The following is a 23,180-nucleotide window of genomic DNA, read 5'->3' as shown; positions in this document are numbered from 1 at the left end:
TGCGCACCTTTCTGTAAGTATGTAATCGGCTTATGATGTCATTAGTATAACACAAATTTCGTTAAAAAGAACACCTCTGCTAGTTTCCAGTAGGCTGGTTCATACGTTGGAAAAAGTGTTCGATATCTTGAATCGTGATTCCAGCATCTAGAGCTTCGAGCATTAAATCAATCCAATCTTGATCTAGCGTATCTGCCTTGTCTTTGTACAAAATGTATTCCTCCCTAATGTTCAATTGTCATGTCATGAATCGTACAAAATAAACAATCTTTTAAACACATTATAATGTTTTGAAAAGTTAATTTGGTAAAAATAATGTTAATTTATTGTATATTTTGTAGGTAAAACCAATGAAGAAGTTACAATTTCGTCATTCTATAAAGAAATTGTAATAGTTTTATCATAAATTATCAATATCTTCAGAAATAACTGATATATAGATGAGTATTTTTATGAAAAATATGAAATTTTTACAAAAATATTACGAATTTTACAAAATAACGCAAAATAAAACAAATTATTGAAAAGTTACTGAATTTTTATTATTATCTAAATATTAGTACATATTCTTATTAGGGGAGGAAATGGGGATGAAAAAGAAACCATTCAAAGTGTTATCAACACTTGCTTTAGCAGCTGTACTAGGCTGCTCGTTTGGGGCTGGTAGCCAATCTGTTTATGCAGAAACACCTGCAAAAACACCTACAAGTCCAATTGATGATCATTTAATTCCAGAGGAGCGTTTAGCGGATGCTCTGAAAAAACGTGGAGTAATTGATTCATCAGCTTCAAAAGAAGAAACAAAGAAAGCTGTCGAAAAGTATGTAGAGAAAAAGAAGGGTGACAACCCGGGGAAAGAAGTAACAACTGGTGATTCTGTTACAAAAGAAGCATCTGATTTCTTGAAGAAGGTTAAAGATGCAAAGGCAGATACAAAGGAAAAATTAGAACAGCCAGCAAATGGAAATGGTGCTGGGACAGGTCCAGTTAGAGGTGCCTTAAATGGTAAAGTACCAACGGCTCCTGCAAAAGCAAAAGAGTATAACGGAGAGGTTCGTAAAGATAAAGTACTAGTTTTATTAGTAGAGTATGCAGACTTTAAACATAACAATATCGATAAAGAGCCTGGTTATATGTATTCTAGTGATTTTAACCAAGAACATTATCAAAAAATGTTATTTGGTGACGAACCGTTTAAATTAGAAGATGGGACAAGCATTGAAACATTTAAGAAATATTATGAAGAACAATCTGGCGGTAGCTATACAGTAGATGGAACAGTTACAAAATGGTTAACAGTTCCAGGTAAAGCGGCTGATTACGGTGCAGATGCTGGAGACGGTGGTCATGATAATAAAGGACCATTAGGACCTCGTGATCTGATCAAAGATGCGTTAAAAGCTGCGGTAGATAGTGGCCTTGATTTATCAGAATTTGATCAATTTGATCAATACGATGTAAACCAAGATGGAAATAAAAATCAAGCAGACGGTTTGATTGACCACTTAATGGTTATCCATGCTGGTGTTGGACAAGAAGCTGGTGGCGGTAAGTTAGGTGACGATGCAATTTGGTCACATCGCTGGACAATTGGCCAAAAACCATATGAAATAGAAGGTACACAAGCAAAAGTACCATACTGGAATGGTAAAATGGCAGCATTTGACTACACAATTGAACCTGAAGATGGAGCAGTTGGTGTATTCGCACATGAATATGGTCATGATTTAGGACTTCCAGATGAGTATGATACAAAGTATTCTGGCGGTGGTGAACCAATTCAATCATGGTCAATTATGAGTGGCGGTAGCTGGGCAGGTAAAATTGCTGGAACAACACCAACAAGTTTATCTCCACAAAACAAAGAGTTTTTCCAAAAAACAATTGGTGGAAACTGGGCGAATATTGTGGAAGTAGATTATGATAAGTTAAACCGAGGAATTGGTTATGCAACATACTTAGATCAAAGTGTAACAAAAACAGCTCGACCAGGCATGGTTCGTGTTAACTTACCAGATAAAGAGGTAAAAGGAATTGAGCCTGCATTCGGTAAGAAGTACTACTATAGTACAAAAGGTGACGACCTTCATACAACATTAGAAACACCTTTATTTGATTTAACAAACGCAGCAAATGCAAAGTTTGATTACAAATCGTTGTATGAAATCGAAACAGATTATGATTTCTTAGAAGTACATGCAGTTGCAGAAGATGGCACAAAAACATTAATCGATACGATTGGTAAGAAGAATGTAAAAGATGGTGCGGATACATCACTTGGAAAATGGGTAGACAAATCTTATGATTTAAGCCAATTCAAAGGCAAAAAAGTGAAGCTTGTATTTGAATACATTACTGATGGTGGATTAGCATTAAATGGATTTACTCTTGATAATGCAACGCTAACAGTAGATGGTAAAGTTGTATTCTCTGATGATGCAGAAGGCGAAACTCAATTTAAGCTAGATGGATTCGTTGTTTCTAACGGAATTGAGCAGAAAAAGCACAACTACTATGTAGAGTGGAGAAACTATGCTGGTTCGGACGAAGCGCTTAAACATGCTCGTGGTCCAGTGTACAACACAGGTATGGTTGTATGGTATGCAGACTCTAGCTATACAGATAACTGGGTTGGCGTACATCCAGGATACGGATTCCTTGGTGTAGTTGACTCTCATCCTGAAGCAATTGCAGGAACTTTAAATGGCAAGCCAACATTTAAAGATAGCACACGTTATCAAATTGCTGATGCAGCATTCTCTTTCGATCAAACACCAGCTTGGAAAGTTGTATCACCAACTCGTGGAACATTTGAATACAATGGATTACCAGGCGTTGCGAAATTCGACGATTCTAAAACTTATATTAACAAACAAATTCCAGATGCAGGACGTATCTTACCGAAACTTGGCCTGAAATTTGAAGTAGTTGGCCAAGCTGATGATAAATCTGCAGGTGCAGTTCGCTTATATCGTTAATTCTGAAGAAGCTGTTGAAAGTTTTCCTTTCAACAGCTTTTTTCATGAGCAAATGTATTTTATATGAAATGAAAACTCATATATAATGAAACTTTAAGGATAGAAAATCTTTTCTTGTAGGTGGGAAAGATGGTCCAATCATGCGTAGAAGCGGTCAGACCATTTTTAGCCCCAGGCCAAGTAAAAAAAGAGAAACTGGGTGGAAATTTACTTTTATTTTCATAGCAGTGACAGGTACGCTGAAAATTAAAATAGAGTTATATAAGTTGAAGAATGGATAGAAAACTTTTCTGTTTAGAAGGAAGAGAGGTCCGTCTATGCGTAGAAACGTTTAGCATATGCCAAGTGAAAACAGAGGGAGAAAACGAGTGTAGGTCACTTTTTGTTTTCATAGCAGTGAAGGAGATTTTGAAACATCAATATAAATATAGAAGGAGGGATAACAGATGGATATCACTTCTATTGTGAACGAACAAAAGTTATATTTTTATAAAGGGCACACAAGAAATATAGAAGTAAGAAAACAAAATTTAAAAAGATTATATGAAGGGATTCAGCAGTATGAATCTGATATTTTTCAAGCGTTAAAATTAGATTTAAATAAATCAGATCATGAATCATTTACGACAGAGGTTGGATACGTTTTAAAGGAAATTTCATTTTTAATGAAACACCTATCTTCATGGAGTAAGCCAAAGCGCGTTCGTACAGCACTGACACACGTTGGTTCGAAAGGGAAAGTCGTTCCAGAGCCATACGGTGTTACTCTTGTAATGGCTCCGTGGAATTATCCATTTCAACTTGCTATTGCACCCCTTGTAGGGGCAATAGCCGCTGGAAATACAGTTGTATTAAAACCTTCCGAATTGACACCAAATGTGTCTAGTCTTCTTGCAAACATGTTACGGGAGTTATTTCCGGCCGAACTGGTTGCGGTTGTTGAAGGCGGTATTGAGGAAAGTACCGCACTCTTAAAAGAGCCATTTGATTATATTTTCTTCACGGGTAGTGTTGGAGTAGGGAAAATTGTTATGGAAGCAGCGGCCAAAAATTTGACGCCCCTTACGCTAGAACTTGGCGGGAAAAGCCCATGTATTGTGCATCATGATGCAAAATTAGAAATAGCAGCAAGGCGCATTGTTTGGGGGAAATTCTTAAATGCAGGTCAAACATGTGTTGCGCCGGATTACATATATGTTCATGCTTCTGTCAAAGAACAATTTATTGAAGCACTACGAACTGAAATTAAAAATCAATATGGAGAAAAGCCACTGCAAAATGAAAATTATGTTCGGATTGTTAGTAAACGTCATTTTGAAAGGTTATGTTCGTTTTTACAAGATGGTAAGATTGAATTTGGTGGAAAATATAATGAAGAAACGTTGCATATTGAGCCAAGTATTGTAACGAATATTACATGGCAGGATTCGATTATGGAGGATGAAATTTTCGGTCCGATTTTGCCAATTATGGAGTATGAGAAAATAGAAGATATAGTTGAAATTATTCAAAGGCAACCTAAATCATTAGCCTTATACGTATTTTCAGAGAGTAAAGAAGTTCAAAAAAAAATTACACGTAATATTTCATATGGTGGAGGGTGCATGAATGACGTTGTGTATCACCTTGCGACGCCATATTTACCCTTTGGCGGCGTTGGAAGTAGTGGATTAGGAAGTTATCATGGAAAACAAAGTTTTCGCACATTTTCGCACTATAAAAGCATTTTATCTCAATCTACAGTGTTTGATATGAAAATTCGTTATTCTTCTACAAAAAGTGCTTTAAAATTCATACGAAAGTTGTTAAAATGATGATGGTGTTTATCAGTAGGCGTAGCCGTATGATAAAAACCCCTTCTCACGTGAAGGGGTTTTTCTGTTCGACATATGTATCATGAGAAAATGAATCAAACATACTACATAAGGAATAGAAGCGGACGCTGTTAAACAATCATTTTTGTTTGGATCGAAACAAAAGAATTTATATAAAACTAATATTTATTTATGAATATAAAGATTAAAAATTCGAGGTAGATAGGACGGGAAAATGAAAAAGATTATTAAAGTTGAAGCGGTAGAAAAACATTTTGGAGATCAAGTGATTATTCCACCTCTTTCTTTAGATATTAAAGAAGGAGAATTTTTAACAATTCTTGGACCGAGTGGGTGTGGGAAAACAACGTTACTGCGTATGATTGCAGGGTTTGAAACTCCTACAAAAGGTAATCTTTTACTCGATGAGGAGAGAATCAATGATTTGCCACCTTATAAGCGTCATATGAACTTAGTGTTCCAGCATTATGCATTGTTTCCGCATATGACGGTTGAGAAAAATATTTGTTTTGGTATGAAGATGCAAAAAGTATCCGCAGCAGAACAAAAAGAACGCGCAGAAGAAGCGATGCGTTTAACGCAGCTTCTTGAATTCCGTAATCGTAAACCAGCAAAACTTTCTGGTGGACAACAACAGCGTGTTGCAATTGCACGAGCAATCGTAAACAATCCGCGAGTATTATTACTAGATGAGCCACTTGGAGCACTAGACTTTAAATTAAGAAAAGATTTGCAACGTGAATTGAAAAACCTGCAGCGTAATTTAGGAATTACGTTCATCTATGTAACGCATGACCAAGAAGAAGCAATGAGTATGAGTGATCGTATTGTCGTTATGAATAAAGGGCATATCGAACAAATCGGAACGCCAAAAGAAATTTATAAAGAACCGAAAACATTGTTTGTTGCGACATTCATTGGTGAAAATAATATTATTAAAAATGGGGAAAACTACGTAGCAGTTCGCCCTGAAAATGTGAAAATACGTTCGGTTGAGCAACCAGTTTTAAAAGAATACCATCTTGGACATGTTGAAGATATTGAATTTGTTGGAAATATGGAAAAGCTTTATGTACGTGATGAAAAAACATCAGAATTATTAATGGCATACCAAACTGCAGAAGAAGCTGCGAAGTGGAGTATTGGAGATAATGTATACGTAGGCTGGGAGCAAGAGGATGAGGTGACCTTAAATTGAGAAAAGGGAAACTACTCGCACTACCTACAGTTACATGGCTCTTAATCTTCTTCTTATTTCCCCTTCTATTCGTATTAGCATTTGCGTTCTTACAGCGCGGAGCATACGGGACAGTGGAAATGCAATTTACGTTAGATAATATATCGCGTGTGTTTGATTCGTTGTATATGAATACATTATGGGAAACAGTGAAAATCGCAGTTATTACGACAGTCCTTTGTTTACTAATTGGTTACCCATTTGCATATACAATTACAATTGTTGATCGTAAATATCGTTCTATTCTTTTATTATTGGCAACGATTCCGTTTTGGATTAACTTTCTTGTGCGCTCCTATGCGTGGATTGTTATTTTACGCTCACAAGGTCTTGTAAATACACTATTGCTAAAGTTAGGCATTATTAATGAACCGTTAAATTTATTGTATAATACACCATCTGTAATATTAGGAATGGTATATTCTTTACTACCATTTATGATTTTACCAGTGTACGCAGCAATCGAGCAGCTTGATAAACGTAAGCTAGAAGCGGCGTATGACCTAGGAGCGACGCCAATGAAAGCATTTTGGCATGTCACATTGCCGATGACAATGTCAGGGGTTGCGACTGGTTCGATTTTAGTATTTGTGTCATCTATTGGGATGTTTGTTGTATCAGACGTCATGGGTGGATCGAAAGTAGCATTAATCGGAAATGTGATTCAAAACCAATTCTTAGGTGCACGTGATTGGCCATTTGGATCAGCGTTATCCATTATTGTCGTTCTGTTCTCTGTTCTGTTAATTTACTTATATTATCGTGCAACGAAAGTATATAAATACGGAAACGGAGGGGAATAGACGAAGATGAAGAAGTTTTTAGTCTCTTATTCTTGGTTAATTTTATTGTTCTTGTATTTTCCAATGATGGTTCTTATGGTATATTCTTTTAACGATTCTCGTATTAACGCGGAATGGGAAGGATTTACGTTCCATTGGTATACAGATTTATTTCAAAAGCAAGATGTTATTGATGCATTTGTAAATAGTATTACAATTGCGCTTGTGACGACAGTTGTGACGACAGTTCTTGGTGTGATTTTTGCTGTTGCATTACATCGTTATAAATATCGTTTTGAAGGGGCCATTAATGGTCTTGTATATTTACCAATTTTAATTCCAGATATTTTAATGGGATTATCTTTACTTATTTTATTTAGTCAAATTGGAATGGAACTTGGACAAGTTACCATTATTATTGCGCATATTACATTTAGTATTTCATTTGTTGTTGTGATTTTAGCAGCGCGTCTTTCTGGTATGGGACGTGATTTAGAAGAAGCTGCGAATGACTTAGGAGCAACTCCATGGCAAACATTTCGCTATGTAACACTTCCTGGAATCGCACCTGGGGTTATTTCAGCGGCATTATTAACATTTACACTATCAATCGATGATTTTGTCATTAGTTTCTTCGTATCCGGTCCAGGATCAACAACATTGCCATTATACATTTATAGTATGGTGAAACGCGGCGTAACACCTGAAATTAATGCTCTTTCTACAATATTAATTGTTGTTATTGTTGGATTAATGGTTGCATCAGAAATATTCCGTAATAAAGGTGCAGATGGTGAAGAAAACTCTGGAGGACATCTTCCGTTATAAGAATGAGGAGGTAATGAATCGATGAAATTGATGAAGAAAGTAGCTGGTGTAGCACTTAGCTTCAGCCTTGTTGCCGGTGTACTTGCTGGCTGTGGTGAAAAAAAGGAAGAGCTAAATATTTATAGCTGGGCTGATAACTTTGATGAGCAAGTAATAAAGGATTTTGAAAAGAAATATAACGTAAAAGTTAACTATGATAAATATGCAAGTAACGAAGAAATGCTTGCGAAATTACAAGCTGGCGGTGCAAAATATGATTTAATTCAACCGTCAGATTATATGGTTAAAACAATGACAGAAATGAAGTTATTAGAGCCGATCGAAAAGAAAAATATTCCGAACGTAAAGAATTTAGTATCTAATTTTAAAACACCTCCATTTGATCCGGAAAATAAATATTCTCTTGTGTATACTTGGGGGGTAACAGGGATTGCTTACAATAAAAAGTACGTAAAAGAAGCACCAACAAGTTGGAGTGATTTATGGAACGAGAAATATAAAGGACGTGTTGCTTTATTAAATGATTCTCGTGAAGTATTAGGAATGGCTCTAAAGAAAAATGGATTCTCAAATAGTACGAAGGAAGATGCGCAGTTAAAGACAGCAGCTGCGGATTTACAGAAGTTACTTCCAAATCTACTTGCATTTGATACAGATAATATTAAACAGAAATTTATTACAGAGGACGCTTGGATTGGAACAGTGTGGTCTGGAGATGCAGCATTTATCGCAAAAGAGAATAAAGATGTGGAGTATGTTGTTCCAAAAGAAGGCGGTACAATTTGGGCTGATACATTAGCAATTCCAAAAGGCGCGAAGCATAAAGAACTGGCGGAGAAGTTCATGAACTACTTAATGGATGAAAAAGTAAGTGTAAAAAACTATGAATCCATTGGATATAGTAACCCAAATGAAAAAGCATGGGAGCTTCATAGTAAAGAGTATCGTGATAATCACATGATTTTCTTATCACAAGATGAACTAAACCGTACAGAGTGGCTTGTTGATGTAGATGATAAATTAAAAGAGTATGACCGTTACTGGACGGAGTTAAAAACAAAAGGAAAATAAGTAATAAAAATGCGGTTTCTAAGTAGAAATCGCATTTTTTCATAATAGGGGGAAAAAAGTTTGAAGCGAAAATTACATCGATATGAGCTTGCTTGTATCATTTTGCTGTTTGCTGCATTTGCTCTCATTGCTTGGAAAGTACAAGCTGGTGGTGTGACAGTAATTGATAAATATGTACAAGGACTTGTAAGAGGATTACAAACAGAAAATTCACTTTCATTTTTTTCAAATTTTACAAAGTTGGGATCTGCAATTGGAATTATAAGCACGCTTGCTCTTAGTCTTTTCGTTTTTTGGAAGAAGCGTTATTATGTAGCGATGGTTGTTTATCCTACGGCTGTGTTAATTACACACCTTATAAATAAAGGAATAAAAGAAATTGTGCAAAGAGATCGTCCAAGCTTAAATGAAGCACTTGATGCCCTCGGATATAGCTTTCCAAGTGGGCATGCCATGCTGTCTATTATTACATATGGGTTTCTTGGTTATATCATTGCTGCAAACGTAAAAAATGTGGCAGTGAAAGTTGTTATTACCATTGCTATGGCACTGCTAATTATATGGATTGGATTAAGTAGAGTTATTTTATCTGTACATTATCCGACTGATATTTTAGCTGGCTATTGTTTAAGTGGTATTTTGTTAATTATTACTATTTATTTTCATCGCTTACTTTCAGAGCGTTTTGGAACGAATCAAGAGAGATAAGAAACATCCGAAAATTCCTAGAGTACTGGAATTTTTGGATGTTTTTTTATTCGGCTATTTAAGAGGCACCACCTCAAGAGTCAGAGGAAAACGAGGAAGATAGGAAGGGTTCAAAAGCCCCACTGATTAAAGTTGCATTTTATACTATGTGCTATCATGGATTATGGTAAGATGTGCTAAAATATAGATGGATTCACTAATTATATAAAGTAGGTGAAGGTGTGTGAAGACAAGTGTACATAAAATAGATAAATGGGGGAAACTGGGTACTTTTCTTTATCGATTTCGCTATACAGTTATTGCCTTATTAGTTGTGTTAGCGATCGCACTCGGTATTTTTGCACCAAAACTTCCAGGAGTATTAGGGGGGGATGGCTTTCAAACAAAAGGAGACTATCAATCGACAAAAGCAATTTTAGATAAAGATTTTAAACAGTCTCAAGATACGCTCCTTCTCGTATTTCAAAAGAATAAAGGAACTTCAAAAGAAGAGTTTCAAAAACGAATAGAAGACATTATAACAAACATTCAAACGAAAGAAATGTATGATTCATTCCATCATCCAATAGAAAATAAAGAAATGTTACAAGACGATATTGCGTATGCGACCATTTTATTTTCCGGGAAAACAAGTAAAGAACGGAATGAAAAGACATTACAATTTGCAGAAGAAATAAAAAAGGAAAGTAACGAGACTTTGAAAGTATCACCAACAGGTTTTCCAAAGATTAATGAAGAAATAAATGAGCGGACACAAAATGATTTGAAAGTAGCAGAAATGATCGGGTTGCCAATTGCCTTTCTTGTACTCCTATTTTCATTTGGTAGCTTGCTTGCATCAATCTTGCCGATTGTAAACGGGGCGCTTAGCGTGCTTAGTACAATGGGAATTTTATATTTTATTGGTGTAGATAAAGAATTATCCATTTTTGTATTAAATGTTGCACCTATGATTGGGCTTGCTTTATCAATTGATTTCGCATTATTATTTGTAAATCGGTTTCGTGAGGAAGTGGCATATCGGACTGTAAAAGAAGCGATAGCTGTCACATATCAAACAGCAGGGCGTGCTATTGTATTTTCCGGCTTATGTGTATTTGTTGGTTTATCGGGTTTGTTTTTCTTTGAGATTGATTATATTCAATCTGTTGCAATTAGCGGGATGATTGTTGTTGTGATGAGTATTTTATTTTCACTTACACTTCTTCCAGCGTTGTTATCGTTAATAGGGAAGCGAATACTGAAAAAGAATCAAACTGCACCTCGCACTTCAAATATGTGGCGTCAGTTCGCTCAATTTGTTATGAAGCATCCTATTATGATGGTTATTGTTGTTACACTGTTTATTATTGTTTGCTTATTGCCACTTCGCACTGCGAATCTTCAATTTCCTGGTGTAGAAGCATTGCCAGAGAAAAGTGATACACGAATTGCATATGAACAGTATGAAGAGTCATTCAACAAAACTGTAAAAACACATGCTGATGTTACGCTAGTACTAGAGATGAAAAATAATGTCATAGAGAAAGAAAGTTTACAGAAGTTAGAAGATGTTATTCAAAAACTTAAAAAAGATAAGCATGTGTATAAAGTAAACAGTCTATATGATGAGTTAAACGGTATGAACTCTGAACAGTTAGTTACATTGTTACAATCCCCAGAGCGTACGCAAGTGGAACCTGTACTAGAAGCATATACAAAGGAAAATAAAACAACTCTTCAAATTTTCTTGGATACAAAGCCGAGAACAGAAACTGCAAAACAATGGATTCGTGACTTTAAAGACACGTATAAAGATGACAGTATTACGTATTATTTAGGTGGTATGACAACGTTCCAACAAGAGTTAGAGGATGAAATTAAAGATAAAGTTGTAATCGGGATGTCCGTCATATTCGGTTCCACTTTTTTAATTTTACTATTTGCATTCCGTTCTATACTCATTCCAATTAAGGCTATTGTGATGAATGTACTGAGTTTAAGTGCAACCATTGGGATTGTGATTTGGCTATTTGAAGGCGGGCACTTTGGGTTGGAAGAAAGCTCCGTTCTATTCGTGTTACCAATTTTTATATTTGGCCTTGTGTTTGGCTTAAGCATGGACTATGAAGTATTTCTTATTTCACGTATTCATGAGTTGTATGAAGAGACAGGAGATAATGACAAGGCAACGTTAGAAGGGCTTGTTTCAACAAGCCGTATTATTACATCAGCTGCTCTTATTATGATTGTTGTAACAGGAGCATTCGCTTTTACGGATATTTTACCAGTAAAGCAGATGGGACTTGGCGTGGCACTTGCTATTTTTCTTGATGCAACGATTATACGGCTCATGCTTGTACCAAGCTTAATGAAAATGTTCGGAGATTGGAATTGGTGGTTGCCGTTTCGAAAGAAAAAAGTAAAACCATCGGATTGAAAAAAGGTCACTGAAAAACGAAAGTTTTTCAGTGACCTTTTTTGATTCACAATTCTTTCTATCTATACTCATTTTGATTTACTAGCATATCAATCGCGTCTATGAACGCAAAAGCAAATCTTCTCTCATTTCCTCCCTTTGTTTTCACAAGGTATGGAGCGGAAAAAGGCGTGAACCGTTTCTACACATAATTGGATTCTCTCTCCCAAAAAGAAAAGTTTTTTCGCATTTTCTCTTATATATGAATGCTTTTTTCATGAATAGCATTGCCCTCTTTTTGCAAATAGTATGTGATAAGGACAATACATATAAAAGCAGGTGAAGACAATGTTTCGCTATTTTAAATTTAAGTTAAATGATACTGTACAGTTTGCAGAAAATGATGGGCACATGTATCGCATTGTCGGTTATAGGTTAGAAAAAGGATTTTATCCAAAAGATGAATGGACTCATATTATTTATGAATTACTGAGGGAGTTTGATGGGTATACAATGGATGCTGAAGAAGAGGAACTTGTGAAAGTTATTCAAGTGGAAGAAGAATACTATAAAATACATGAGATGTCTGGCTATCGGTATCCAGTGAAAATGAAATCAAAGCCAAAAGTTTCTAAAGAGGAAACGATAGATCATTTATTAGATGCTTACAACGACTATAAGCGATTAGCAGACTTTTTTAAAGATTTATCGTATGAACAAAAAGCAGAAGAAACATTACAAGAAATCAAGAAATTACGTGCCTAGAGGACAGTCTATTATGTGGACTGTCTTTTGCTTTAAACAATGCATAATGACTCATTTTCCGTTACAATAGTAGAATCAATAGAAATAAGGTGGATAAAGCATGGAAATGAAAAGAAAGGGAGAATGGTGCGAAATGACGGTTCCTGCTAAATGGAGCGGTATCAGCATTGATTCTTTGTTAAAAGAAGAATGGGGCGTCCCCAAAAAACTATTACATAGGCTTCGTATGGAAAAAGGCATTATCGTCAATGGAGAACGAAAAGGGTGGAGTGAACCTTTACAAGAAGGAGATAAACTGCAGGTTCATATGTTTATCCAAGAAGAGTACGGTGTCCAGCCAGAGTTCGGTGATTTAGAAGTGATATTTGAAGACGATCACGTATTAATTGTAAATAAACCTGCGCATATGGATACGCATCCTTCTAGCAAAAGTGGAACAGGAACACTCGCGAACCTCGTTGCTTTTCATTTACAAATGCAAGGTATAGAGACGAAAGTACGTCATATTCATCGATTAGATAAAGATACAACAGGTGGTGTTGTATTTGCGAAACATAGGATAGCTGGTGCGATTATGGATCGATTATTGATGGAGCGTAACATTAAAAGAACATATTTGGCATTGGTGGAAGGGAAAGTAAAAAAGAAGCAAGGAATAATTGACGCAGCAATTGGAAGAGATCGACATCATGCAACAAGACGTCGTGTGTCTCCAAATGGTGATCATGCTATAACGCATTATAAAGTAGAGAAATACTTCAAGAAGCAAGATGTAACGCTTGTAACGTTACAATTAGAGACAGGGAGAACGCATCAAATTCGCGTTCATATGAGTCATAGTGGTCATCCGCTGATTGGTGATACATTATATGGTGGACAAGCAACATATATGTCTCATCAAGCCTTACATGCTATGCGAATTGTTTTTTTACATCCAATTACAAAAGAAGAGATAACAGTAGAGGTGCCACTTCCTAATCATTTAAATAACATCATTGAATCTTTTCAAATGTCGAATAAATAAAGTTCTGCTGTGTGGTTGAGAAAGATATTCTTTGCAGGAATTTTTTTATGGAAATCGAAGCCGTAAATAGAAAAGAGAGGTGAAGAGTACTTGGTAAGACATAAATATATTATGAGTATATTTCTTGCTGGTCTTCTATTTACGTTGTTTCTATATCCATATTTACCGAATTATTTAGCGGTGCATTGGAATCAGGATGGTGAACCAAATGAATATGCAAGGAAGCAAGTTGTTGTATTGTTTATTCCTTGCCTTATTATTTTTTTTCATGGTTTGTTGTATATAATCTCACGTTACGTATATAAGTTGAATGAGAATGACCACTACATTGTAATAAGATTTAAAGAGAATGTATCGCTATTTTTATTATTTATTCATATGCTTATTCTTGCTATTGGCACTGGAATAGATATACCATTTCAAACGGGCCTTATAATCGGGATTAGTGCGTTTCTTTTTATGGTTAGTAAAGGATTTAAAAAAGGAAGAAAAAAAGAAGAGGAGCCGATTGTGTTACAGAAAATACGCTTGTTTAGTCAGCGTATTTTTCAATATATGTCGCTTATCATACTCATTTGTTTGTTTTTGAAGCTACAATGGGGATTTTATTTACTAATTGGTGTGATTAGCCTCGGATCTATTTCTTTTATGTTTTGTATTTTGTATTCATATATACTAGAAAACCATGAAACATAAAAGAGGAGCCCTCCGTAACTGGAGACTCCTTTTTATATAAATCTATGTTGACGTTCCAACATAAAAGTTGTGTGGCAATGAAGCACAAAAGGAAACCTGCACGCATTGTTTCCTTTTGGTTTCATATGCCATGAGGCAGAAAAGGATCTGACCGCTTCTATGCACGGACAGATCCTCTTTCCACCCCTAAAAAGAACGGGTTTTATTTATATACTTACTTCGTGATAAATTGTTGTGTCCAGTAGTTTCCACTTTCAACATAACCAACACCGATGTGAGTATAACCACTATTTAAAATATTCGCACGGTGACCTTCACTATTCATCCAAGCTTGTACAACCTCTTCTGGTGTACGTTGGCCTTGTGCAATGTTTTCACCTGCAGATCTATAAGAAATACCAAACTTCTTCATCATATCGAATGGAGATCCGTATGTTGGGCTGTTATGATCGAAGTAGTTATTTTTTTGCATGTCTTCAGATTTAGCGCGTGCAACTTTACTTAATTCATCATCAACTTTTAATGCTGGTAAGCCTTGTTTCGTACGCTCAGCGTTTGTTAATTCAACAACGCGTTGTTCGAATTCGCTTAAAGAACCTTTTGATTCTTCAGCAGGCTTATTTTCAGCCGGTTTTTGTGTTTCGTTGTTGTTGTTATTGTTATTTTCTGTTGGTTTTTGAGCTTCAGGTTTTGCTGTTTCTTCAGCAGGTTTATTTTCCACTGGTTTTTGTTCTACAGGTTTCGTAGTTTCTGGCGCTGGTACATTTGGTTGTTGACCAGGAATGAAGCAGTTACCTTGCTGGAATTGTGCTAGAGAGTTAATTCCCATAGATTGTAAATATTTTTGTAATTCTTCTTGATTCATATGTTGCATAAAGACTTTAGCTTGCTGAATATTTTGAACCTTTATTGTAGATGGCTCTGCTGTTGATGCCTCTGCATTAAGAGTAGATGCTCCGAATGTGAATGCAGTTGCTGCTGCTACTGATAATAAAACACGTTTTTTCATAATATGTGTCCCCCTATGTAAAAAGTTTTTTTAACTGTTATCAAAGATTTGTTTTTGCCAGCCTGTCTGACTGACAAATTCATCGTAGCATACAAATTGCCCGAAAAAAGATGGAAAAAAATACATAGACTATAAAATTACCTATTTTATCCTAGAATGAAATGAAAGATAAAATAGGAGAAAACTAGATTGTGAAAGGAATTTTCAGCATTTTCTACTTTGCTTATTAGGGGTGATTTTTGGTTAAAATTACCTACATGAGAGTTATAGAAACCTATTGTATCAAGGTTTTTTCAATTTTTTTGAGGAATATAATGGATGTATTTTTACAAAACTGTAATCTTTTTGTTGTTCTTTTTTTATAGACGGTAACATATTTTTAATCTTGTAGCGGATAAAAAAAGCGGCTATCTCTTTACATAGAAGAAGGAGATAGCCGTTTTCATATTGTTACATATATTACGAATTGTATTCAATTGCTTCTAATAATAAATCTACAATGTGAATGCCTCTCATTTTATGAGAGAGTTTTTCTCGTTCAATACCGAGTTTCATTTGTAGTAAGCAACCTGGATTTGCAGTGACAATGGTTGCCGCGTCTGCTTCATGAACACGTTCCATTTTGTAATCTAAAAATTCCATAGATAATTCAGAGTGTACAATATTATAAATACCTGCAGAACCGCAGCAACGATCTGCTTCTTTCATTTCACGATAGGTTACACCTTGAATTGCTTGTAACAGCATACGTGGCTGAGAAGATGTCCGCATGACATTACGCAAGTGACAAGAATCTTGATACGTAATAATTTGCGGAGGAAGGCGTAAATCAGTCCGTTTATGAAAATCTAATTCCACTAAAATAGCTGTAATATCTTTTATTTTCGCAACAAACTGTTTTGCACGTTCTGCCCACTTTGGATCATCTTTTAATAAGTAGTCATAATCTACGAGATATGCGCCGCAACCGCCGGCGTTTGTAATAATATAATCAATTTTTAAATCTTCAAAGGCTTGGATGTTTCGTTTTGCAAGCTCTTTTGCACCGCTTTTTTCTCCGGCATGACCATGAAGTGCTCCGCAACAACTTTGTTCTTTTGGAATTACAATATCACAGCCAGCAAGCTGAAGGAGTTTTGTTGTAGCGTTATTTGTTTCTAAAAACATAGTATCCATTAAACAACCAGTAAAGAAAGCAACACGTTTTTTCTTTGTTGTTTCAGCTGGTAAAAACACAGGGCGATTTTTCATCTCTTTCATTTTAGGCACTTTTGGCAAGACGAGATCCATTGTTGCAATTGTATCTGGGAACAACTTCATAATGCCTGTTTTATGTGTTAACGTTTGTAAGCCAGAGCGCTGATAAAAGCCGATGAGTCCTGTTAATGTTCGCATGCGATTTTGATGAGGGAATAACCCTTCAAATACCATTTTGCGAACAGCTTTGACCGGCATAGAGAATTTTTTATTTTGATTAATAATATCTCGTGCTTCTTCTAATAAATGTCCGTAGTTTACGCCAGATGGACAAACGGGTTCACAAGCACGGCAACCAAGACAAACATTCAATGTATTTTCAACATCTTCATCCGGTTCAATTAAGCCGTCAACAACGCCCTTCATTAAAGCGATACGACCGCGCGGAGAATGAGACTCTTTATATCCAGATTGAATGTAAGTAGGACAAGTTGGCAGGCAAAATCCGCATCGCATACAGTTTAATAATTCATCTTCATTTAGACGTTCTTTAAATTCTTTTTGAATTTTTTCTTTGTTTAGAGTAGTCATCTTTCTACCACCACTCTTTTACGAGAGTCCTTAGCAAACATTTTCCCAGGGTTCATAATGTTATGTGGATCGAAAGCTTGTTTAATGCCTTTCATAGCAGCGATGCCTTCTTTTCCTAACTTCAACTCTAAATAAGGAGCTTTCATGGCACCAACGCCGTGTTCACCTGTAATGGTACCGCCAAGTTCAATTGCCTTTTCAAAGATTTCTGCAAAGGCTTGTTCAGCGCGATGCATTTCTTCTTTATTACGAGCATCTGTCATGCATGTTGGATGTAAGTTTCCATCACCAGCATGCCCGAATGTACAAATAGCAATATCATATTTTTTAGCGATGGCATTAATTGCTTCAACCATAGAAGCAATTTGAGAACGTGGTACAGTAGCATCTTCTAAAATGGTTGTAGGTTTCAGCCTTGCTAAAGCAGAGAGAGCACTGCGGCGTGCTGTACGAAGTGCATCTGCTTCTGTTTCGTCCTTGGCAACGCGAACGTCAACTGCATGCATAGAACGACAAACTTCAGCCATTTTTTCAATATCACGGTTCACAACTTCAGGAGATCCATCTTGTTCGATTAGGAGAATAGCTTTTACATCTGTGGGTAAACCGATTTGTGCAAACTCTTCTACTACTTCAATTGTTGGTTGATCTAAAAATTCAAGTGTTGCTGGAATGATTTTATTGGCAATGATTGCTGATACAGCACGAGCTGCTTCATTGATGTCTTGATATAATGCAAGCATTGTTTTCTTTGTTTCAGGCATTGGGACAAGCTTTAGAATGGCTTCTGTTACAACACCAAGTGTGCCTTCAGAGCCGATGAATAGGCGTGTTAAATCATAGCCAGCTACGTCCTTTGCTAATTTACCACCGGTGCGAATAATATCACCATTTGGCAAGACAATTTCAAGACCCATCACATAATCTCGTGTTACACCGTATTTTAAACCGCGTAAGCCGCCGGAATTTTCATTGATATTACCGCCAATTGTAGAGATTTTCATGGAGCTTGGATCTGGTGGATAAAATAACCCTTTTTCTTCTACAGCTTTAATAATATCAAGTGTAATGACACCAGCTTGCACAGTAATTGTTAAATTTTCTTCATCTATTTCTAAAATGTTATTCATATGTCGGAAGATCAGAACAACCCCTCCTTCAAGTGGGCATGTTCCCGCACAAAGGTTTGTTCCAGACCCGCGAACATAAACTGGGACTTTATGGTCATTACATACCTTTAATATATCAGCTACTTCTTGCGTATTGCGCGGTGCGACAACTGCATCAGGCATCGCTTGGAAATTTGGCGTTGCATCATAACTATACGTTAAACGTCCCATGTTGGACGTATCTACATTATCTTTACCAACAATAGATACGAATGAATCAATAATATGTTGTTCTAACATTAGAAAATCCCCCTCAAACTGTTAACTTGTTTATCCTATTCATAAAAATTTGACTCATTTCATTATTCAGTACTGTGTTATAAAAAATTTACTGATTGTAAGAAAATAAGATTATACACGTTCTAACAGTGTTTTCATTATAATCATAAAAAAGTAGGGGATTTCTTTCTATGTATAATCAACTGAAGATTAATTGATTTTACTGTCTTTTTTTGTGTGATTATCTAATAAAAGAAGTGCAAAGTATAAAATGATCAAATCTTTAAATTGTTTTGGGTCAAGCCCGGTATAATCTTCTATTTTTTTTAGTCTGTAATGTAAAGTATTAATATGAATGTGTAACATTTCTGCTGTTTGTTTATACGATTGATTATGTTCGATAAATAAGCGCAGTGTTTGCATGAGTTCAGTTGCAGGAAGTAAATGATAAATCGTACGTTGAAGAAATTCGTCACGAGTTTCAGCTGTAATATCTTGTAGGCACATTTCTAAACGTAAATCTTCATTAAATATAATGCCTTTCGTTTCAAAGGCTACTGAAAGTGCACGCAATGCTTGCTCGTATGATAGATGCATCTCATTTGGCATGACAGTTTGTCCAATACCGATATAGAGTGTAATAGGAAATAAAGATTCACAATCTTGCTTCAATCTCTTTAAAAATTGAAACGTTCTTTTCTTTGTTTCCTTTGCTGTAAATAGTATAAAACGGTCATTTCCCCAGCGTACAAATAGTTCCTCTTTCGCTAATAAGTTACGAATGTGCTGCCAAATTTTGCGTTGCAGCATCGTATCATCTTGATCAAATGAAAATAAAATAAGTTGTTTTTTTGTGTGTAAATCAATGCCGAGTGTTTTCGCACGATCGAGAAAACTCGAAGACCAATCGTTGCTTTGTAACCAGTCAAAAACAAAAGCTTCATAGGAACGGTGTTCAAGTTCTAATTGTTCTAAAAAATAATTTTCATGAATTAATAACTCAGTCATTTTCCGTAATATTTCTCCGTATTGTGAAATGTTTTCAGGTTCACCTGTAATACCGATGACACCGATTACTTCATCGTGGAAAAGAAGTGGGAGATTCATTCCTGCTTTTACTCCTTGTAAATACTGTTCGTCTTCTTTTGTAACAATAACGGTTTTCTTTTCTTTCGCACAGCGAAGAGCACCTTCGTGGAATTGCCCAATTCGCGCTATATCTGTACTAGCAATAATTGTGCCTTTTATATCAATAATAATAATATTTTCGTCAATTAGCCTTCGAACTTCGCGGACAATTTTATTTGCTAAATCAGGAAAAAGCATAAATGGTACACCTCTATTTCTATTTGTTGTACCATTATATACGGAGTTTTAAAAAACAGGAAGATTTCACACTTTCCTCACAAATATTTGCTATTTTACAATTATAACGAAATCATCTAAAGATGGAGGGAATCTTTTGAAGAAATACTTTTTTCTGCTATGTTTTTTCTTTCTGTTAGCAGGATGTCAAGGTAATTCATATACACCGATTGCTAAAAATAAAAGTATCATCATAACAACAAATATTAAAGAAGGTAGCGTTAGTTTTATTGATAAAAAGTCGAAAAAGATAGTAACAACATGGGAATTCAAAGAGCCTATTACAGGGGTCGCACTGTTACCAAGTGGGGAGGACATGCTTGTATATGGTAAGCAGTTAGAATATGCATATATATATTCGTTAACAGAAGGAAACCAAGTGGAAAAATGGAAGACAGGAAAAGGGATTACGAATGTCATCGTAGCAAACGATGGAAAACAATTATTTATGGCTGATCAAAATGAACAAAAAGTACGCTTTTTTACGATCAATGGAAAAGAGACCGGAAGTGTTTCGGTAGGGAAAGGCCCGCTAACAATGGTGCAGCATGATAAACAATTACATGTATTGAACTTCTATGATACACAGCTATCCACGATTGACTTAGACCAAAAGAAAGTTGTGCATTCATTTATGGTACCACCAGCATCAACTGGGGCCATGGTTAGCGCTGATGGAAAGGAAATATGGATTGGCGGGCATGGTGATGGTACGCAAGTGAATGAGAAAGTATTGGTCTATTCTTTAGAAGATGGACAGATGGTTCGTTCTTTACATGCACCATTTATGCCAGTTAGTATTTCGGGTGATGAAAGATTTATGTATGCTTTAAGTCATGGATCAAATACATTACGAAAATTCGATACACGAACATATCAAGAAGTAGGATCTCTTGAGGTAGGGTCCAATCCATTCGTTTTTTTGAAAGACGAGAAAGAAGGTTATGTAGCTAGCTATGATAGTAATGAAGTATATGTAATTGATATTCAAAAAATGAAAGTGAAACAAACAATCGCGGTTGGTAAAGGGCCATTTCAACTGGCGGAGCGTGAGGGGAGAGAGAAATGAAGAAACATAAAGTGTTACTTGTAGATGATGAAAGTGATATGAGGCAGCTTGTTGGCATGTATTTAGATAATTTCGGATATGAATGGGGAGAAGCGGAGAACGGAAAAGATGCCCTTCATATGCTTGATATAGATCATTACGATTTTGTCATTTTAGATATTATGATGCCAGAGATGGATGGGATTTCAGTTTGTCAAGAAATCCGAAAAACCTCTGATGTACCGATTATTTTTTTAACAGCAAAAGGAGAAGAATGGAACCGTGTGAATGGCTTACGGATGGGAGCAGACGATTATATTGTAAAGCCATTTAGTCCTGGAGAACTCATCGCTCGTATGGAAGCTGTATTAAGAAGATATACAAAGCAAGAAGAGCAACAAGAAGAACTTCAATTTGGTCCAATCCGAATTAATGAAAAAAGCAGGAAAATTGAGACGAACGGTGAGACAGTCTCCCTTACGGTAAAAGAGTTTGATTTACTGTATTTTCTTTGTGTGCATAATGGACAAGTATTCAGCCGGGAGCAATTGCTTGAAAAAGTATGGGGATATGACTATGCAGGAAGTACAAGAACGGTAGATACACATGTCAAAACGATGCGTTTAAAACTTGGAGAAAGTGGAAACTACATTCAAACGGTATGGGGTGTAGGTTATAAATTTGAGGTGTAACATGTTTACGATGGTACAAAAGCTTTGGCTTACGGTAGTATGTGCAGTATGTGTAACAGTTTCTTTTCTCTATTTCGTGTCCTTATATTCATATGAAAAGTTATATGTTCAAAATATCGAAGATTCACTAGTAATGGAAGGAAAACAACTCGTATCCCAATATAACAAACATAAAGATGTGTCGGTATTTGAAGAGAAAGTCCGGGCGTTTGATAGCATCTCGATTGCGGATGTCCTTTTTGTGAGTAATCCGCGTGATTTAAGTGCTTGTTTACCTTTTGATGTACATCATCATTCTCTTATTAGTGAGAATGATAGACAAACATTATTGGATGGAAAGACGGTTACAAAAGTTGGATATGAAGAGCATTTCGATCGTAATATTATGGGAGTTGTCATTCCTGTCTTAGATGGTAAGAAGTTAGTTGGAATTGTGTACTCATATATCCCATTAAAGAGTATTAAAGATCTAATTTATGATATGGGACTTATTTTGGCTCCGTTAGCTCTAGTTATGATTTTACTTACAGTATGGATTGGTAGAAAAATTATTATCGCAATTACAAAGCCGCTCTCACAAATGGAACAAGTTGCCAATCATATGGCAACAGGAGATTTTTCTGAGCGTATTACAATTTCATCTGAAGATGAAATTGGTCGCCTAGGTAAAGCATTTAACAAAATGGCAACTTCATTGGAGACTGAAGATGCAAAACGCAAGGAGTTTTTAGCGAACGTTTCGCATGAACTTCGGACGCCACTTAGTTATATTAAAGGGTATAGTGAAGCAATTTTAGATGGCGTTGCAAAGGGAGAACAGCAATCGAAATTTACACAACTTATCCATAAAGAAGCGGGGCGCATGCAGCGGCTTGTGCACGATTTGTTAGACTTAGCGCAGCTAGAAGGAGAGCACTTTCCATTAAAGAAACAACCAATCGTATTCGCACAGCTCATTGAAGATGTACTTGAAACGTATGAATTGAAAAGTACAGAGAAACAACTGCATATTTCAACGAATCTTGATCCAGATATTATTGTTATGATTGATGAGGATCGGATGCAACAAGTGCTTCATAACTTGTTAGATAATGCGATACGTTTTACAAATCAAAATGGTAGTATTGCCATACATTTGGAGAAACAAGATAAGTATTGTGAACTGAGAATAAAAGATACGGGAATTGGAATTGATTTGGAACATCTAGGGCAACTGGGAGAAAGGTTCTACCGGGTAGATAAAGCGAGAAGTCGTCAGCATGGAGGAACCGGTTTAGGGCTTGCCATTGTAAAACAAATTGTGCATATCCATGATGGAGAGTGGCAGGTTGAAAGCAAAAAAGGAAAGGGCACAACAGTTATTATACAATTAAAGATGAAGTGAAACTTTAATCAGTGGGGTCTTACTGCCCGTTAATGTGAGAGAAATGAGGAAAAAAGCATGTTCTAGCTTGGTTAGAACATGCTTTTTCAATATACAAGTTGCGGTTACAAAGAATAAAGGCTGACCCGCACCCGTTTTCTTCTTTTGTTTACACTTGGCAAGGGATTAAAAAAAGATCTAACTG

19 protein-coding genes are annotated in these 23,180 nt (G+C 36.0%); 14 read left to right on the top strand and 5 right to left on the bottom strand.

The features are described from left to right. Nucleotides 1-79 precede the first annotated feature (79 nt). Entirely contained in the window at nucleotides 80-211 is a 132-nt protein-coding gene (locus tag AC1M36_RS15390; protein ID WP_098359351.1) for an anti-repressor SinI family protein, read from the bottom strand. A gap of 379 nt (nucleotides 212-590) precedes the next feature. Between AC1M36_RS15390 and AC1M36_RS15385 the strand changes: the two genes are divergently transcribed. The 11 genes from AC1M36_RS15385 (at nucleotide 591) to AC1M36_RS15335 (ending at nucleotide 14,322) form a co-directional block, all read left to right on the top strand. Further along, nucleotides 591-2,978: an immune inhibitor A domain-containing protein gene (locus AC1M36_RS15385; RefSeq protein WP_336452787.1), complete on the top strand. Its 2,388-nt coding sequence runs from the start codon at nucleotides 591-593 to the stop codon at nucleotides 2,976-2,978. Between the two features lie 446 nt (nucleotides 2,979-3,424). After that, nucleotides 3,425-4,792, top strand: coding sequence for an aldehyde dehydrogenase (locus tag AC1M36_RS15380; protein ID WP_336452786.1), 1,368 nt, complete (start codon nucleotides 3,425-3,427; stop codon nucleotides 4,790-4,792). A 235-nt stretch (nucleotides 4,793-5,027) separates the two neighbouring features. Beyond that, entirely contained in the window at nucleotides 5,028-6,011 is a 984-nt protein-coding gene (potA, locus tag AC1M36_RS15375; protein WP_336452785.1) for a spermidine/putrescine ABC transporter ATP-binding protein PotA, read from the top strand. Beyond that, nucleotides 6,008-6,853, top strand: a complete 846-nt coding sequence (locus AC1M36_RS15370) for an ABC transporter permease (RefSeq protein WP_336452784.1) — start codon at nucleotides 6,008-6,010, stop codon at nucleotides 6,851-6,853. The genes potA and AC1M36_RS15370 overlap by 4 nt, the downstream gene beginning before the upstream one ends. A gap of 6 nt (nucleotides 6,854-6,859) precedes the next feature. Beyond that, the gene (gene potC, locus AC1M36_RS15365) at nucleotides 6,860-7,660 is read left to right on the top strand and encodes a spermidine/putrescine ABC transporter permease PotC (RefSeq protein ID WP_336452783.1); all 801 of its coding nucleotides are present in this window, start codon (nucleotides 6,860-6,862) and stop codon (nucleotides 7,658-7,660) included. Nucleotides 7,661-7,681: 21 nt separating this feature from the next. Next, a complete protein-coding gene (locus AC1M36_RS15360; protein WP_336452782.1) occupies nucleotides 7,682-8,731 on the top strand; it encodes a polyamine ABC transporter substrate-binding protein in 1,050 nt (349 codons plus the stop codon). A gap of 60 nt (nucleotides 8,732-8,791) precedes the next feature. Next, nucleotides 8,792-9,439 carry a phosphatase PAP2 family protein gene (locus AC1M36_RS15355; protein WP_479846014.1) on the top strand — a complete coding sequence of 216 codons (648 nt, stop codon included), beginning with the start codon at nucleotides 8,792-8,794 and terminating at the stop codon, nucleotides 9,437-9,439. A 223-nt stretch (nucleotides 9,440-9,662) separates the two neighbouring features. Further along, nucleotides 9,663-11,858 (top strand): MMPL family transporter, encoded by a 2,196-nt coding sequence (locus AC1M36_RS15350; RefSeq protein WP_479846013.1) that lies wholly within the window; start codon nucleotides 9,663-9,665, stop codon nucleotides 11,856-11,858. Between the two features lie 327 nt (nucleotides 11,859-12,185). After that, nucleotides 12,186-12,602 (top strand): histidinol dehydrogenase, encoded by a 417-nt coding sequence (locus tag AC1M36_RS15345; protein WP_336452779.1) that lies wholly within the window; start codon nucleotides 12,186-12,188, stop codon nucleotides 12,600-12,602. 100 nt (nucleotides 12,603-12,702) lie between these two features. Then, entirely contained in the window at nucleotides 12,703-13,626 is a 924-nt protein-coding gene (locus AC1M36_RS15340; protein ID WP_479846012.1) for an RluA family pseudouridine synthase, read from the top strand. 90 nt (nucleotides 13,627-13,716) lie between these two features. Then, entirely contained in the window at nucleotides 13,717-14,322 is a 606-nt protein-coding gene (locus AC1M36_RS15335) for a DUF1648 domain-containing protein (RefSeq protein WP_336452777.1), read from the top strand. Between the two features lie 214 nt (nucleotides 14,323-14,536). On the opposite strand, the gene AC1M36_RS15330 is transcribed toward AC1M36_RS15335, so the two are convergent. The 4 genes from AC1M36_RS15330 to AC1M36_RS15315 form a co-directional block, all read right to left on the bottom strand. Beyond that, the gene (locus AC1M36_RS15330) at nucleotides 14,537-15,331 is read right to left on the bottom strand and encodes a CAP domain-containing protein (protein ID WP_336452776.1); all 795 of its coding nucleotides are present in this window, start codon (nucleotides 15,329-15,331) and stop codon (nucleotides 14,537-14,539) included. Between the two features lie 459 nt (nucleotides 15,332-15,790). Continuing rightward, complete coding sequence (locus AC1M36_RS15325) at nucleotides 15,791-17,119, bottom strand: (Fe-S)-binding protein (RefSeq protein ID WP_479846011.1); 1,329 nt, start codon at nucleotides 17,117-17,119, stop codon at nucleotides 15,791-15,793. Continuing rightward, nucleotides 17,116-18,528, bottom strand: a complete 1,413-nt coding sequence (gene glcD, locus AC1M36_RS15320; protein ID WP_336452774.1) for a glycolate oxidase subunit GlcD — start codon at nucleotides 18,526-18,528, stop codon at nucleotides 17,116-17,118. Before glcD ends, AC1M36_RS15325 begins: the two co-directional genes overlap by 4 nt. Nucleotides 18,529-18,717: 189 nt before the next feature. Next, entirely contained in the window at nucleotides 18,718-19,833 is a 1,116-nt protein-coding gene (locus tag AC1M36_RS15315) for a CdaR family transcriptional regulator (protein WP_479846010.1), read from the bottom strand. A 136-nt stretch (nucleotides 19,834-19,969) separates the two neighbouring features. Between AC1M36_RS15315 and AC1M36_RS15310 the strand changes: the two genes are divergently transcribed. Genes AC1M36_RS15310 through AC1M36_RS15300 form a run of 3 tightly spaced genes read left to right on the top strand, consistent with a single transcriptional unit; the run spans nucleotide 19,970 to nucleotide 22,996 of the window. Further along, complete coding sequence (locus AC1M36_RS15310) at nucleotides 19,970-20,941, top strand: YncE family protein (protein WP_336452772.1); 972 nt, start codon at nucleotides 19,970-19,972, stop codon at nucleotides 20,939-20,941. Continuing rightward, on the top strand, nucleotides 20,938-21,612 hold the full coding sequence (locus AC1M36_RS15305) for a response regulator transcription factor (RefSeq protein WP_336452771.1): 675 nt from the start codon (nucleotides 20,938-20,940) through the stop codon (nucleotides 21,610-21,612). The genes AC1M36_RS15310 and AC1M36_RS15305 overlap by 4 nt, the downstream gene beginning before the upstream one ends. A 1-nt stretch (nucleotide 21,613) precedes the next feature. After that, a complete protein-coding gene (locus tag AC1M36_RS15300; RefSeq protein ID WP_336452770.1) occupies nucleotides 21,614-22,996 on the top strand; it encodes a sensor histidine kinase in 1,383 nt (460 codons plus the stop codon). The last annotated feature ends 184 nt before the right edge of the window (nucleotides 22,997-23,180 follow it).

This window comes from Bacillus sp. Medicinal_06 (genome assembly GCF_056711665.1).
Note: the sequence above shows the minus strand (reverse complement) of the source record. Positions and strands in the feature narration are given on the sequence as shown.